Genomic DNA, 14,131 nt, shown 5'->3' with positions numbered 1-14,131 from the left:
TCAAGCCCTGCAAAGAAGAGGGTTAGAAAATAATCGTCTTGTTGGCAAAGACAAAGATTCTATCCTCTAGGGCAAGTTTCAATCCTCTTGCAAGGACAATTTTCTCCACATCTCTCCCTGCTTTTTGCATCTCTTGCCAAGAGTAGGTGTGGTTGATATGGATAATGTCTTGGGTAATGATAGGTCCTTCATCAAGGTCGTTATTGACAAAGTGTGAGGTCGCACCAATCATCTTCACCCCTCTATCATAGGCTTGTTTGTAAGGATTTGCACCGATGAAGGCAGGGAGGAAAGAGTGGTGGATATTGATGATTTGGTTTTGAAAATGGCTTACAAAAGAGGGGGGGAGGATACGCATATATTTTGCCAATACCAAATAATCCACCTCAAATCTTTGAATAATCTCTAGCATTTTTTGCTCGTGTTCTTCTCTTGAGTTGGTGAGGGTATCTACACAAAAGTAGGGGATTTCAAACTTCTCGCTCAAATCTCTCAAATCCTCATAGTTTGAAATCACGGCTTTAATCTCGGCGTTTAGCTCCCCACTTTGGTGTCGTAAGAGCAGATCCCCTAGGCAGTGGTTTTCTTTGGTGCAAAGAATGATGATAGATTTTTTCTCCTCATTTTTGAGAGAGATTTGAGCTTGGGGGTGCAATGAGGCTTTGAGTTCATTTAGCAAAAGAGAGTCTTCAATCTCTCCACTAAATTTCGTCCTCATAAAGAAGTGATTATGCTCTAAATCCACGTGTTCGTCGTTTTTTTCGATATTGAGATGATGAGAGTAGAGGATAGAGGCCACTTTGGCGACTAGTCCTTGAGTGTCAGGGGAGCTGATGAGGAGAGTTTTTTTCATTGGATTTGCCCTCTAAGTAGGTTTGAAAATACTGAAAGAGAGGCATTGCTAAGTTTGTCGATGAGTTGCTCAGTTTTGCTTTTTTCCAAAAAGATTGGCTCTTTGACTTGAGCGATTTCTGCAAGTTCAGCGATAGCTTCAGAGCGTGAGCCGATTTTGTCAATCAGCTTTAGCTCTAGGGCTTCTTTGGCGGTAAAGATTTTGCCCTCTGCAAAGGCTTTGGGGTTGGTATCACTTAGGCTTCGTGTGTCTAGCACATCATTGACAAAGAGGTTGTATTGTTTTTTGAGGAAGTTTTGGAGATATTCTCTCTCTTTGGGTGTCCATTCACGCATCATTGTGCCGATAGTTTTGTATTCTCCCTCTTGTAGGGTTTGCTCTTTGATACCGATTTTATCTAGCAAGGGCTTGATATTGTAGCCATTGATGATGATTCCAATAGAGCCAATGAGTGAGCCACGATTGGCAATGATTTTATCGCTATACATTCCTGCATAATAGCTCCCACTTGCCATTGAGCCTTCCACATGAGCAATCACGGTCATCTTATCTCTCAAGTCTTTTATCATATTGGCAATTTCAATACTTGCTCCCACGCTTCCTCCAGGGGAGTCGATGATAAGCAAAACGCCTTTGATATTGGGGTTTTTCTTGATTTCTTCAATCTGCTTCTCAAAGCTCTCACTCTCAAAAATCGCTCCACGCAAGTAGAGTTTGGCAAGATTGGCTTTTTGGGGGGTTTCTTCTTGGTTTAGTCCTACAATGAGTAAGATAAAAACAAGCAAAACCAAAAGTTTGAAATACTTCATCAAAAAATCAAGAGGTGCAGTGATAAATCTAAGAATCTTAGAAAAGATTTCCATTTTTTCTCCTTGTTTGTGAAATTGGGGCTTAGACCCCATTTAAGCTTGGGATTTTATCTAAAAATCGTTTGCGTATTCTCTAATCCCATTGATATAAAGCTCTTGAGCTTTTTGAGAGTGGAGGATAAAGCTCAGGGCTTCTTGAGAGCTTTGAGAGATTCCCTCTATATCAAAGAGAGCTAAATCAGCGTCTTTGCCTATGGCAATCTCTCCACCATTAAATCCTAGGGCTTGATTGCTGTGTTTGGTTACTCCTAGAACTAGCTCTTTGGCAAATTCATTGGGAGAGTATTGAGGATAAGCAAAGAGGGTGTAGCGTAGCTCATCTAGGAGGGAGAGAGAGAAGTTTGAGCTAAGCCCATCAGTGGAGAGGATAGTGGGTAAGCCGATGGATTTTAGTCTATCCAAATCAAGATAAGCATTGTTTAGCAATCGATTGGAGCGTGGGGAGCTGATGATTTTTCCGCCCAAAGAGTGGATTTGCTCTAGGAGGGGAGTGTCAGCAAATAAACAATGCACAAAAAGTGCTTTATTGCCCTCAAGGAGGGAGAGAAACTCACTAGGGGTAAGGGTAGAAGTGGCATTGGGGTTGCCAAAGTGCTTGGTAAAGAAGCTTTTGAAAAAGCCACTTGAGTGATTGAGCCACTCTAGTTCGTGCTTTGATTCCAAAAAATGCACAGAGAGGAGCAAATCCCTCTCTTTAGCCAACTCTGCTACTTTTTGGGCTAGGAGCTTGTGGGTGGAGTAGGGGGAGTGGATAGAGAGGGCAGGATAAAAACGCTCACTTGAGTGATTATCACTCTCTTGCAATCTTGCTAAGAGATTGGAGTAGAGGGCGTCGATGAGGGCAGGGTTTGAACCTATGGCTTCATTGAAGAGTTGCACTCTTAGAGGAGAGGAGGAGAGTGGGGCGATATCAAAACCATAGCTACTGATAGCTCCTACACTTGCTATCCCACTCTTAAGGGTGTTGTCTATCTCTCTTTGAATACTGTTTTGTAAATCCTCAAACAATCCCTCACGCTTCTCTATCACGCTATCTAGCCACTCTCCAAAATCCCCATAGACTAGAGTGGTTTTGTTGTTGCTAAACTCAAAATGGATATGGGGATTGCTTAGAGCAGGAAGCAAAACACTCTCAGGATAAAATGAAGCTTTGGCTTGAGGGTATTTGGCTTTGAGGGTTTCAAAGGTTGCAAAATCTAGGATTTTTCCACCTTCAAACACCACCCCACCATTATCAATGATACTAAACTTCTCATCACAGCAAAAAAGCTTACTTGCACCTAGGATTTTCATTTGTTACTCACCCTCACATCAAGTTGATTATAAGGGATTTCAATCCCTGCATTATCCAAAGCTTTTTTGCACTCTTCAATCAGTTGGCTTCGCACTGCAAAGATATTGATATTGTTCTCAATCCAAATACGGATAGAGAAGTTGATACTGCTAGAGCTAAGCTCGGTTACTCCTACAAATGGGGTGGGATCTTTAGAAATCTCATCAATATTTAAAATCACATTATTAAGGATAGCTTTCACTTCTTCAATATCGCTTTTGTATCCCACACCCACAACCCACTCAATCCTTCTTTTCTCTGCATCGGTGCAGTTGGTAATCACGCCTTTGGTTACAGCTTCATTAGGAAAGATTGCAAGTTTATTATCAGGGAGTCTCAAAGTGGTATGAAAGAGATTGATTGCTTCTACTCTTCCTGAAATTGAGCCAAGTTCTAGTAAATCTCCCTTTTTGAAAGGGCGTAAGATGATAAGCACGATACCACTAGCAAGGCTAGAGAGAGAATCTTTGAGGGCTAGGGCGATTGTCAATCCTGCTGTGCCAAGCACGGCGATGATTGAAGTAGTTTGCACCCCAAGAGTGCCAAGAGCTGTGATGCTTGAGAGGATAATCACGCAGACAAAAGCGACTTGAGAGATGAAATTTCCCAAAATCTCATCTTTTTTGCCGATGAGTTTTTTTATCTTGATTCTTGAAAAATAGGCAAGATAGATACCCCCTAGAAGCAAGGCAAGGCTTTTGAGTAATACCCAAAAGTGATTTTGATATTCTTCCCAAAACTGAGTGATGTATTCCATTTAGATTGCCTTGTAAAAGTCTTTTTTGCTAGAGAAGAGAGAGTGGATTTTGCCATAGAGGAGCTTGTCAGTATAGAGTGGGTGATCTAGCGTGAAGCTCTCATTTAAATCCACCAAGATCAAATCTGCATCATAGCCCTCTGTGATTTCTCCTTTGTTGAGAGAGAGGAGAGAGGCTTGGGTGTGTGAGGTTTTTTTGCAAAGTTCAGGGAGAGAGAGAAGATTGCTTTGACACAAAGTGGTGTAGAGAAGTGGGAAATAAAACCCTAAGCAATCCACCCCACCGATAGCGTCTTCAAAGGTTTGCTCTTTGTGTGAGGAGCTAAACTCTTGATGAGTGGAGCTAAGGGTGTCAATGAGAGGAAGATGAGAGAGAAGTTTTTCTTGGGTGTCTTGGGTGCAAAGAGGCGGATTGAGTTTGCCCCAAGTGTTATAGTGCAAAATAGCGTTTTCATTGAGGAGAAGGTGGTGGATTCCTACTTCTGAGATGAGAAAGGGGTTGGCATAGCTCATAGAGAGAGCGTGAGGGTCGTTGAGAGAGTGGAGCAAGGTGGGGATTTGCTTAAAAGAAGCGATTTGAGAGATTCTAGCAAACTCAATGCTTTGGAGATGTGGGGGCATTGAGCTTAGTCCCATTTTGTAGCTTAGCTCACTCTCAATGCTTGATTTAGAAGACATATCTTTGTCATAGGCATAGCACATACAGGGGATATTGAGGAGTTTAGCATAGTTGTAGATACACTCTAGTGTGCTACTTGAGAGGTTTGAGGGGAAGTTGAGTGCTTTTCCCCCACTTTTGTGGAGTTTGGAGATGTTTTGGATTTTGCCCTCAAAATAGGGGCTGATGTTGTGCAAGAAGTGTGTAGGGCTTTGGAGGTTGAAGAGTGAGAGGGATTGGTAGTGAGAGGGATCATTGCTTAGAGTGAGTGCAAGTGTGCCTACTCCACCACTTAGGGCTTTTCTCTCTAGTTTTTTTAGCTCGTTTTGGTTGTAGTTTTTGGGCTTGACATTGAGATCGATGAGTGAGGGGAGCAAGTGTAGATGAGTTGCGTCAATGACTTGGGTATGGCTATGGCTTGGAGAGAGTGGGGTAGTGGAAATGGTTTTGATTTTGCCATTTTCTAATTCTATATCCCCCTTTTTTTCTCCTCTATGATCGCATAGTGTGGCGTTTTTGATTAGGATATTCATATTTTCCTCCTTAGTTGCTTAAAAGATTGCTGATTTCTCCCACTTTCCCAAAGGCGATAGCAAGTCCGATGAGGATAAGCAAGATTCCTGAGATGATTTCGATGATTCTTAGGTATTTGGAGAAGCTTTTGAGGAACTTCAACCCTGAGCTGACAAACAAAGAGAGAAGCAAGAAAGGGATAGCAAGTCCTAAGCAATACACCAAAATTAGGGCTAGAGAGTAGCTTTGCTGAAATGTAGAGAGTGCAAGGATACTTGAAAGAATTGGCCCCACACAAGGACTCCAGCCAAGAGAGAAGCTCACCCCTAGCAAAAATGGAGAGAGAAAAGAGCTTCCTTTGAACTCAAAGCGTTTGGTAGAGTAGAGAAATTTGATTTTGAAAACTCCAAGAAAGTGAAGCCCAAAGAGGATAATCACAGCTCCTGCAATATAAGAGGCAAGAGGGAGAGAGAAAATTTTGCCTAGTGCAGTATTGACAAAGATTCCAAGCAAAATAAAAACTGAGCAAAAGCCCAAGATAAAGAGGATACAGCCTAGAAGCACTTTGGAGGAGAGGGTGTTTTGCTTCTCTTTTAGCTCTTGGATAGAAAGCCCTGAGATATAGGAGAAATACGCAGGGAGCAGGGGAAGGATACAAGGGCTTAGAAAAGTGAGGATACCTGCTAGGAAACTAGCGATAAATGGGGCATTGGTATAAAGATTGACAAGTAGGTTTTCATCGATATTCAAAGTTTTTCCTTAATCTTAGAGGATTGATGAGAATATTACTTTAGAATCTCATCAAATTAAGCTTGTTTTTAAAAAATTTGGAAATTATACTTTAAAAGCCCCCTCTCATTTGTTACATTCTGTTATATAATTTAGACAATATCTATCAAAAAATAACTTTGAGTAAAGAGTAAAAAAATGAGTTGTTTTTGGTTGGTTTTAGTCTAAGTTTAAGGAAATGCTATGTCACAAGAAAATATGAAATTTGAAGAAATGGGGTTGAGAAATGAGGTGCTAAAGGGGATTAAAGAAATGGGGTTTGTCTCTCCAAGCCCTGTGCAATCCCAAGCGATTCCTATCGCATTGCAAGGCGATGATCTCATCGCTCAAGCCCAAACAGGGACAGGGAAAACTGCTGCGTTTGCTATCCCAATCCTCAATCAGATTGAGAAAAATAGAGAAATTGAAGCTCTTGTCATCACGCCCACTAGGGAACTTGCAATGCAGATTAGTGATGAAGTGTTTAAGCTAGGAAAGTTTTTGCGAATTAAGACGGTGTGTGTGTATGGAGGACAATCTATCAGAAGACAATGTGAGCTATTGGAGAATAATCCTCAAGTATTGGTAGCAACTCCAGGGAGATTGCTTGATCATCTAAAGAATGACAGAATCCCCAATTTCTCTCCAAAAGTTGTCGTCTTAGATGAGAGTGATGAAATGCTTGATATGGGATTTTTAGATGATGTGGAAGAGATTTTCTCCTATCTCCCTAGCAATCGCCAAACTTTGCTCTTCTCAGCCACAATGCCTGAGCAAATCCAAAAACTTGCCCACAAGATTTTGGATAAGCCCAAATATGTGAAAATCACTCCTGCAAATATCACAAACACCGATATTACTCAGAAGTGTTATGTCATCAATGAAGGGCATAGAGATGAGGCAATCGTGCGACTAATGGATGTCTTCACACCTCAAAAAAGTATCATCTTCACTAGCACCAAAAAAGAGGCAGACGCCCTAGCAGAGCGACTAGTGGAAGCCAAATACAAAGCAGGGGCATTGCATGGAGATATGGATCAGAGAGCTAGAATGGATTCTATCCGAGCCTTTAAGGCTAATAAAGTCAATATCCTAGTGGCCACCGATGTGGCAGCAAGGGGACTAGATATCAGTGATGTAAGCCATGTGTTTAACTATCATATCCCACTCAACCCTGAGAGCTATGTGCATAGAATCGGACGGACAGGAAGAGCAGGGAAGAAGGGAATGGCAATCACGCTCATCACTCCACTAGAGTTCAAAGAGCTAAAGCGTATCCAAGATGAAGTCAAGCATTCATTAGAGCTTGAAGAGTTGCCTGTGTATGAAGTCAGCCACAATGAGCTAGTCCAAAAGATTCTCAAAACCAAAATCGCAGATGAGGCAATGGATATTTATAATGAGCTAATGGACAAACACGATGAGACAAACTCAGCCCTTAAACTCATCTCTTATATCCTCAAAGAGGGGACAAAGAGCAAGATTGGCCCAAATCAGCAAGAAATCAATCGACTTCAAGAGCAAGAGAAGAAGCCAAAGCAAGACTACAATTCTCGCAGAAGAGAGGGTGGAAACTCACGATTTGGCTCTCAAAGAGATTCACACTCAAGAGGGTTTAGAGGGAATTCAAGGGGAGGGAGGAGATACTAGGAGTATCTCTCCAAGACACAAGAAGGGATTTTCTTTACACCAAAACCATTAGCTTAGAAATCACCACGATTGCTACAAGTAAGATAAAGGTGAGAGGGTGCATTAGCTTTTTAAATGGAAGTGGTTTTTGCAAAACCTTGACAATGATATACCAATAAAGCACCAAAGCTACTAGAAGCACACTGAGGGCGATTTTGACACAAAGGAGAGTTTGCAAAGAGTTTGTCATATAGCCATTCTCTCCTCCAATATACGCACTTGCCATAACTCCACCACTGATAAAAAGCACCAAGAGAGAGATGAAAATCATTCTCACTTTTCTAGCACCAAAAACACTTTTGGCTTCAGGGGTGAGCTTGGGATAAACAGCCTTAAGCAACACAATCTCAACAAGGAAATATCCCACAAAGAAAATCGCACAAAACAAATGCACTAAGAGTGCAAGGGGGTAAAATTGTGCAAGATAGTAAAGCGTAATCATTTTAACTCCTTTTTGAAAAAAGTAAAATTTTACAAGAAAATAAAAATAAAGAGGCAACTTTTTGCAAGGATAATGAGAGATAGGGGGTAAAAGAGACTTATTTTTGCTTATGATTAGTGATAGGATTTAAAAATTTATAAGGAAAAAATGAGCGTGCAAATCAGTAAGATTTTTCTCTCCAATCTTCTTTTGCTCTCCACCTCACACGCTGTATTGATTGGAACAGCTTGGAGCGATCTCAAACCCATAGAGGTGGATAAAAGAGTTGATGGCACAGGAGTTGCAATCAAGGGAAGAGAAATCACGCTTACAGAAGATGCGATACTTAATCTCACTACTATCACAGATCCAATCCTTGAAGGGCAGTATTATGGAGGGGATTTGAAATTTGATGGTGCTTCAAGTCTTACTCTCAATATTGATGTTTCACAAGCAAACGCAGGGGGACTAACACCAATTTATTGGAGAAAGAAGGCAGAGGGTAAAATCATCAATTCTTTCACTTGTGGAAAATACACAGATAGTGATGGAAGCTGTGTGGTAAATCTTAATATTGATTCCACAAAAACTATCGCCAAACACATTGTCAATATGGAGGCTAGCACCCTCATTCTCTCTTCTAATGTCAATGTGACTCTCGCTCAAGATAGCAGGGTGCATTCTCTTTTTGTTGCAGGGGTGCATGGTGCTGCTCTTGCTGAGGGGACGATTGAGTTTATGGCAGGATTGAATGTGGATTTGAGAAATACTCAAGGAGAGTTTGAAGATCTAACTATCGGAGAAAAAAGAAGTTTGATTTTTGAGAACTTTGGAGCAGCAATCAATGTCAATCCTGATAGGCGTCCTTTTAGTGTCAAGTTGTATGGGGATATCTACACTGAAGGGTTGGGGACAAGGATTAATCTCGTAACGCCAGATTCTATTTTTGAGGGACATATAGATATTGGAAATGCTTCATACAACTCTTTTACAGCCCTCACTCTTCAAAATGGTGCGACTGCAAATATAGAACTCCAATATCTTACCCCCACAAATGCCAATATTCAAAGCTTTTCTCTTTCTCTTCAGGACTCTAGTGCAAAGCTTGAGGCTACTTTGGGACAAACTCAAAATGCCCAAACAAACCTTACGCTCATAAACTCAACTCTTTATGCTAATTTCAACTATACCTCCCCCAATCGTGGAGGACAAGATAAAACAAGCGTTGAGCTTAACCAAAGCACTTGGATTACCAATAAAAATGCGTATGCTGATGAAGTAACTTTTGGAAATAATGGAGTGATAGATTTGCGATATAGTGATTTCAATGGCACTTTGAGGAGTTTTGAACGCTTTGATGTCAATAATCGTATCACTCTTAACTCTAAACTTATCTCTGGGAATAGTAGTGGAGTTTTTAGGCTTTATGGAATATTCAATCGTGATTTTTGGAGCAAGGATACTAGTGGTAATACAATCGCCACAGATCAAATCATTACAGAAAAAATTCAAGGTAATCATTTCATAGAGATTTATTGGAATCCTGATAGTTTTGACCAAGATTTGTTTTCTCAAGATTTGGTGGGGGATAGGATTGTGGTGGCAAGACAACTTAGCACGGCAAATGAAGGGAATTTCATCGGTGGTATCACATCTGTGGGGCTTTATAGTTACAAAACAAATCTTCTCAAAGAAGAACTTACCGATAATACAGGAACACAAATTGGCTATGAATGGGTGATAGGCAAACTTGATGAAGCACAAGCTTCTGTTTCTCGCCCCTCATTTCTCTCAAAAACCCTCAATGCCCTCTACAATATTCCCTACAAAACCTATATCTCCCAAACCCAAACGCTCCATCAGAGAATGGGGGATTTGAGGCATTTTGATAGCGTAGCAGGGGCATATATCAAGACAAATTATTCTCTCCTTTACTCTTCTCAAACTTCTGAAGAGATTAGTGCCTTTACTCATATTGAGGATATTACTTTGGGGGGTGATTTTGGAATCTTTGGGTATGGAGGGAAGCACTTTTTTGGAGTGGCATTCAACCTCACGCCCATCCAAGATCTAGGAGAAGAGGGGGCTTATAGTGGCAATAGCCTTGCTTATGGATTTTCTCTTTATCACACCTCACTTTTAAGCAGTGGGTTTTATACAGATACGCTTTTGAAATACTTCTTTGCCTCTCATCAATATGCTCTCTACTCTCAAGACTTTGGAGGAAATAATCTTGACTTCTCTACTCGCTCTCTGCTAGGCTCATTTGAGCTAGGTTATAGAATGAGATTGCCCATCAAATCTTCAGGATATGGGTTTTTCTATCTCAAACCTCAATTTGGGCTTGACTTTGGAGCGATTTTTGGAAGTGGATTGATGAGGATAGGGCATAGCAGTGGCTATGATGTGGAGGCAAAGTATTTGATGAGTTTTCCTATCACGCCAAGTTTTTCTGTGGATTTTGGCAAGAGATTTGATAGTGAGAGTTTGCTAGGAGATGTGTTTGCAAGTGTGGGAATGGAATATGCCTTCAATGCAGGAAACACCCTAGAGCTTAACACCCCTTACAATAGTGGCACTTTCTCCCCTCAAGGTATTTTCAATCTCAAGCTAGGAGTAGGGGGAAATGTGATTCTTATGAATGGGACAAGGTTTTATTTTGATATCTCTTCTAAATTTAGTGGAAGAATCGCTCCAGTTCTTGGAATCAGTGCAGGAGCTAGAATCCCCATCGGGGCAAAACATCAGAGAAATCTCCCTTCTGTGGATACTCCTATGATCTATGGAAATGCAAGAGGGGGAATGCAATGATTCAAAAAGTCAATCCATATTTTCCCACCCATTAACTTTTTGTTAATTTTCTATAAATTTGTGGAATTTTTTGAAATCAATAGGCATATAATTTCAAAATCGTTTTTGAAACGAAGCGATGGATATAGTTTTAAGGAGGCTTAATGGCGAATAAGAAGTCTCTCTCAACACTATATGGACTTTTATTATTTTTCGTTGTTTTCATTGTGGTTGGAGGGGTTTATACCTTTTACAATGCCAATGGCTTCTCCTACTTTAGCAATGATTCAAAGGCTTGTAATAACTGCCATATAATGAATGAGGTTTATGCGGACTATATGAGTGGTCCCCATAGTAAAGAGGTCAATGGAAAACCTAGAGCAACTTGTGCAGAATGCCATTTGCCACATAGCTTTATTCCTAAATGGATTGCCAAAGCTCAAAGTGGTTTAGGGCATGCGTATGCTTTTACCTTCAAGCTTGATAGTTTGCCTACCAATCTAAGTGCGACAAAGAAAAGCAAGGAGACTATTCAGCAAACCTGTATAGATTGCCACTCTAGAGTAGCAGAAGATGCAGTCAATGCCACAACTATCCCAGAACATAGTGGCAAAGATGCTTTGAGTTGTGTGTCTTGTCATAAAGATGTGGGACACAAACGAGATTTTTAACCCAAGAAGGAGTAAAGAATGGGAAAAGGAAAAGTATTAGTCATTACTATGATTGCTGGACTACTAGCAATCGGACTTTTTTGGCTCAATTCTGATATTAGTGCCAAGAAAGCCCAAACTTTCAGTGCAGGAAGTGCAAATTTGGTAAAGCTTAGCGATGAAAATCCTGACTTTGCAGAGTGGGGGAAAAACTTCCCTGAGTATCTTGATATGTATATGAAGATGAAAGATTCTACATATACTGCGACAAACTTTGCAGGAAGCTATCCTTATAGCAAACTCAATCGCTATCCACAGCTCACAATGTTTTGGGATGGATATGCGTTCAAGTTTGACTACAATCAAAACAGAAGCCACTACTACACACAAATCGATCAAATGGAGACTTTGAGAAACAACAAAAAATTCTTAAATTCTCACGGATTGGAGAAGTTTGGAGGACAACCCGGTGCTTGTATGAACTGCCATACAGGAAATCTCCAAAATCTAGTCAAGAAGTTTGGTTGGGTAGAATTCAACACTATGAAGTATTGGACAATCATCAAGCTTATGGATGGACCAGATACCGTGCATGGTAAAAAAATGGGAAGCACTTGTGCAGATTGCCACAATCCTGATGATATGAGTTTGCGTGTGACTCGTCCTGCGGCTATCAACTCTCTTGTATCTCGTGGATATGAGAAAGACTCAAAGCACGGAGTTAAAGCAAGTCGCCAAGAGATGAGAAGTCTTGTATGTATGCAATGCCACGTTGAATACTACAATCAACCCACAGGCAAAAAAATCACAATCAAAGCTGAGAGCAACTATACAGAGGTTACAGAGCTTAAAGATGGAAACACTATCGTTGATAAAGAAGTCAATGGTATCGAGCTTCTCTATCCTTGGAAGTTTTGGAAAAAAGGTGAGCCATTTAGAATTGAGATGTTTGATGAATATTATGATAGTGTAAGAGATAGCTTCCCACAAGACTTTATCCACGCTACCACAAAAACACAAGTAATCAAGATGCAACACCCTGAAGCAGAGCTTTATTCAGGTGGAGTTCACGCAGCCAATGGTGTAGCTTGTGCTGATTGTCATATGCCTTATAAGAGAGAGGGTGCTAAGAAGGTTACAAATCACTTCATCGCTTCTCCTTTGCTAGATGTCAATAGCTCTTGTAAGTCTTGCCATACTCAAAGTGAGGAATACCTCAAAAAGCAAGTCTTTGATATTCAAACAACCACAGCTTATGACATTAGAAGTGCTGAGTATGCAGTGGCAAGTCTAATCAAAGATATTACGACTTTGAGAGCTGAACTTGCCAAATTGCCTGAGTTTGCAAAAATCAAAGACAAAGCAGAGCAAGAAAAAGCGATCACAAAAGTTGTCAAACCTGCACTTGAGCTTCACAGAAAGAGCCAAATCAGAGCAGACTTTATGAATGCTGAAAACTCTTCAGGATTCCACAATCCAAGAGAAGCAGCTAGAATCTCTCTTCAAGGTGTGAAGTTTGCAAAACAAGGACAAGAGCAAGTCGTGGCTATTGGTGCAAAATATGGTATCAAAATCACTCCAAGCAATCTTGGATTTGAAGATATGAGAAAGATTGCTCCAAGCCCTGTAAAAATCGATGGTAAGCGATACTATGAAGAGCCACTTCAAGATAACGCTCCAAAAGAATTGCTAGAGCTTGATAAAAATCTTGTTCCTTACAACTACAAAGCAATCAGTGCAGCTTCAAAAGGCAAAACTGCCCAAGAGCCTTTCTATCAAGCAAAGCACTAAAAATCTTTAGCTTCCCCTTTGGGGGAGTATCTTCACAAACTTTCTATATAATCCCCTTTATTTTTTCTAGGAGTTTTTAATGAATCGACGCGTGATTGTCGCACTTTTGTGCGTAGGACTAAGTATTATTTTGGCTCTAGGAGGAGTGGGATTGTATAAAATCCACACTCTCAAACTCCAAGCTCAAGAGCTTCTCAACTCTAGGCTTACCGCTCTTGCTTTGAAATCTAAGAGTGAAGGGGTGCAAGTGAGCTTTCAGCCTTTTGAATGCAGTGGGCTAGTGTTTGTAGAATGCAAAAGCAAAGAAGTGGCTTTCACTTCCTCTCTTCTCTCTCAAAAGAATTTGAGTTTTCAAAACATTGTGTTAAAAGCAGATGAATTTGATTTCAAGAGTTTGGCTTTTGTGCTAGATTCTGATGTGTTGCCTCCAAAGATTGAGGAGATTGAGGAGTATATCCAAGCCTTATTCCCTCATCATATCAATTTGCGCCTCAAACTCTCAGCAGAGGACAAGGAGCGATATAAAGTCGATACAAGACTTTTGCTTGAGGCAGAGAATGTCAATTATCAAGAAGAGTTTGAGTCCTTTATCGTCTCTGATGAACTCAAAACCAAAGGTTTCTTTGCTTCAATTTCCAATCTTGATTTTTTGAGTGAAAAAATGGAAGTGAAGAATATTATTTTCACCTTTACTTCCAAAGACTTAAGCCAAGCAGTCTATGAGATTGTCAAAAGCAAATATGGTGGATTGGGTAAAAAGGAATATCTAGGGTTGGCAAACATAATGATAGGGGCAAGTATGATGCAATTTGAGGGCAATAAAGAGATTCAAGAGATAATCGCAGGAGCAGGAGCATTGGTGCTAGGTGAAGCAGATGAAATGCGAATTTACATCAGAGCCAAAGGAGAAGAGAGTATTATTGTTCCTCAAGAGATAATTGAAATGGGGGGCAATGGCATTCTTGATGTTTTAGTTGAAAAATACGACTTTGAAACCAAGGTTGAAAAGAAGGCAAAGTAAGACTTTGCTCTAAAAGGG

At 40.5% G+C, this 14,131-nt stretch carries 12 protein-coding genes; 5 read left to right on the top strand and 7 right to left on the bottom strand.

Going from position 1 to position 14,131, the window contains the following annotated elements; genetic code table 11:
* Positions 1–22: 22 nt before the first annotated feature.
* The 6 genes from purU to CQA58_RS04345 are packed head-to-tail and all read right to left on the bottom strand — an operon-like array spanning position 23 to position 5,733.
* Positions 23–853, bottom strand: a complete 831-nt coding sequence (gene purU / locus CQA58_RS04370) for a formyltetrahydrofolate deformylase (protein ID WP_115569511.1) — start codon at positions 851–853, stop codon at positions 23–25.
* Positions 850–1,716 carry a signal peptide peptidase SppA gene (gene sppA / locus CQA58_RS04365; protein ID WP_115569510.1) on the bottom strand — a complete coding sequence of 289 codons (867 nt, stop codon included), beginning with the start codon at positions 1,714–1,716 and terminating at the stop codon, positions 850–852. Before sppA ends, purU begins: the two co-directional genes overlap by 4 nt.
* Positions 1,717–1,773: 57 nt before the next feature.
* Positions 1,774–3,015 carry an aminofutalosine deaminase family hydrolase gene (gene mqnF, locus CQA58_RS04360; RefSeq protein ID WP_115569509.1) on the bottom strand — a complete coding sequence of 414 codons (1,242 nt, stop codon included), beginning with the start codon at positions 3,013–3,015 and terminating at the stop codon, positions 1,774–1,776.
* Positions 3,012–3,812, bottom strand: a complete 801-nt coding sequence (gene mscS / locus CQA58_RS04355; RefSeq protein WP_115569508.1) for a small-conductance mechanosensitive channel MscS — start codon at positions 3,810–3,812, stop codon at positions 3,012–3,014. The genes mqnF and mscS overlap by 4 nt, the downstream gene beginning before the upstream one ends.
* Positions 3,813–5,003: an amidohydrolase family protein gene (locus CQA58_RS04350; protein ID WP_115569507.1), complete on the bottom strand. Its 1,191-nt coding sequence runs from the start codon at positions 5,001–5,003 to the stop codon at positions 3,813–3,815. It abuts the gene before it with no gap.
* 10 nt (positions 5,004–5,013) lie between these two features.
* Entirely contained in the window at positions 5,014–5,733 is a 720-nt protein-coding gene (locus tag CQA58_RS04345; RefSeq protein ID WP_115569506.1) for a cytochrome c biogenesis CcdA family protein, read from the bottom strand.
* A 222-nt stretch (positions 5,734–5,955) separates the two neighbouring features.
* Between CQA58_RS04345 and CQA58_RS04340 the strand changes: the two genes are divergently transcribed.
* Complete coding sequence (locus tag CQA58_RS04340; RefSeq protein ID WP_115569505.1) at positions 5,956–7,401, top strand: DEAD/DEAH box helicase; 1,446 nt, start codon at positions 5,956–5,958, stop codon at positions 7,399–7,401.
* 34 nt (positions 7,402–7,435) lie between these two features.
* Here CQA58_RS04340 and CQA58_RS04335 read toward each other — a convergent pair whose 3' ends face one another.
* Entirely contained in the window at positions 7,436–7,882 is a 447-nt protein-coding gene (locus CQA58_RS04335; RefSeq protein WP_115569504.1) for a hypothetical protein, read from the bottom strand.
* Positions 7,883–8,029: 147 nt separating this feature from the next.
* Here CQA58_RS04335 and CQA58_RS04330 point away from each other — a divergent pair, with 147 nt between their 5' ends.
* The 4 genes from CQA58_RS04330 to CQA58_RS04315 all read left to right on the top strand — a co-directional run bounded on the left by CQA58_RS04330 (position 8,030) and on the right by CQA58_RS04315 (position 14,113).
* The gene (locus tag CQA58_RS04330) at positions 8,030–10,672 is read left to right on the top strand and encodes an autotransporter outer membrane beta-barrel domain-containing protein (RefSeq protein WP_115569503.1); all 2,643 of its coding nucleotides are present in this window, start codon (positions 8,030–8,032) and stop codon (positions 10,670–10,672) included.
* Positions 10,673–10,815: 143 nt separating this feature from the next.
* Positions 10,816–11,322 carry a cytochrome c nitrite reductase small subunit gene (gene nrfH / locus CQA58_RS04325; protein WP_115569502.1) on the top strand — a complete coding sequence of 169 codons (507 nt, stop codon included), beginning with the start codon at positions 10,816–10,818 and terminating at the stop codon, positions 11,320–11,322.
* A gap of 18 nt (positions 11,323–11,340) precedes the next feature.
* The gene (locus tag CQA58_RS04320; protein WP_115569501.1) at positions 11,341–13,092 is read left to right on the top strand and encodes an ammonia-forming cytochrome c nitrite reductase subunit c552; all 1,752 of its coding nucleotides are present in this window, start codon (positions 11,341–11,343) and stop codon (positions 13,090–13,092) included.
* 79 nt (positions 13,093–13,171) lie between these two features.
* Complete coding sequence (locus CQA58_RS04315; RefSeq protein WP_115569500.1) at positions 13,172–14,113, top strand: hypothetical protein; 942 nt, start codon at positions 13,172–13,174, stop codon at positions 14,111–14,113.
* Positions 14,114–14,131: the final 18 nt, after the last annotated feature.

The organism is Helicobacter brantae (genome assembly GCF_003364205.1).
GTDB classification, from domain to species: domain Bacteria; phylum Campylobacterota; class Campylobacteria; order Campylobacterales; family Helicobacteraceae; genus Helicobacter_G; species Helicobacter_G brantae.
This window is presented reverse-complemented; position numbering and strand designations above follow the sequence as displayed.

Excerpts from the sequence above, each read along its gene's own strand:
- purU (WP_115569511.1), bottom strand. The coding sequence starts at position 853 with ATGAAAAAAACTCTCCTCATCAGCTCCCCTGACACTCAAGGACTAGTC.
- CQA58_RS04330 (WP_115569503.1), top strand. The coding sequence starts at position 8,030 with ATGAGCGTGCAAATCAGTAAGATTTTTCTCTCCAATCTTCTTTTGCTC.
- CQA58_RS04320 (WP_115569501.1), top strand. The coding sequence starts at position 11,341 with ATGGGAAAAGGAAAAGTATTAGTCATTACTATGATTGCTGGACTACTA.
- sppA (WP_115569510.1), bottom strand. The coding sequence starts at position 1,716 with ATGGAAATCTTTTCTAAGATTCTTAGATTTATCACTGCACCTCTTGAT.
- CQA58_RS04315 (WP_115569500.1), top strand. The coding sequence starts at position 13,172 with ATGAATCGACGCGTGATTGTCGCACTTTTGTGCGTAGGACTAAGTATT.
- CQA58_RS04340 (WP_115569505.1), top strand. The coding sequence starts at position 5,956 with ATGTCACAAGAAAATATGAAATTTGAAGAAATGGGGTTGAGAAATGAG.
- mqnF (WP_115569509.1), bottom strand. The coding sequence starts at position 3,015 with ATGAAAATCCTAGGTGCAAGTAAGCTTTTTTGCTGTGATGAGAAGTTT.
- CQA58_RS04350 (WP_115569507.1), bottom strand. The coding sequence starts at position 5,003 with ATGAATATCCTAATCAAAAACGCCACACTATGCGATCATAGAGGAGAA.
- CQA58_RS04335 (WP_115569504.1), bottom strand. The coding sequence starts at position 7,882 with ATGATTACGCTTTACTATCTTGCACAATTTTACCCCCTTGCACTCTTA.
- nrfH (WP_115569502.1), top strand. The coding sequence starts at position 10,816 with ATGGCGAATAAGAAGTCTCTCTCAACACTATATGGACTTTTATTATTT.
- mscS (WP_115569508.1), bottom strand. The coding sequence starts at position 3,812 with ATGGAATACATCACTCAGTTTTGGGAAGAATATCAAAATCACTTTTGG.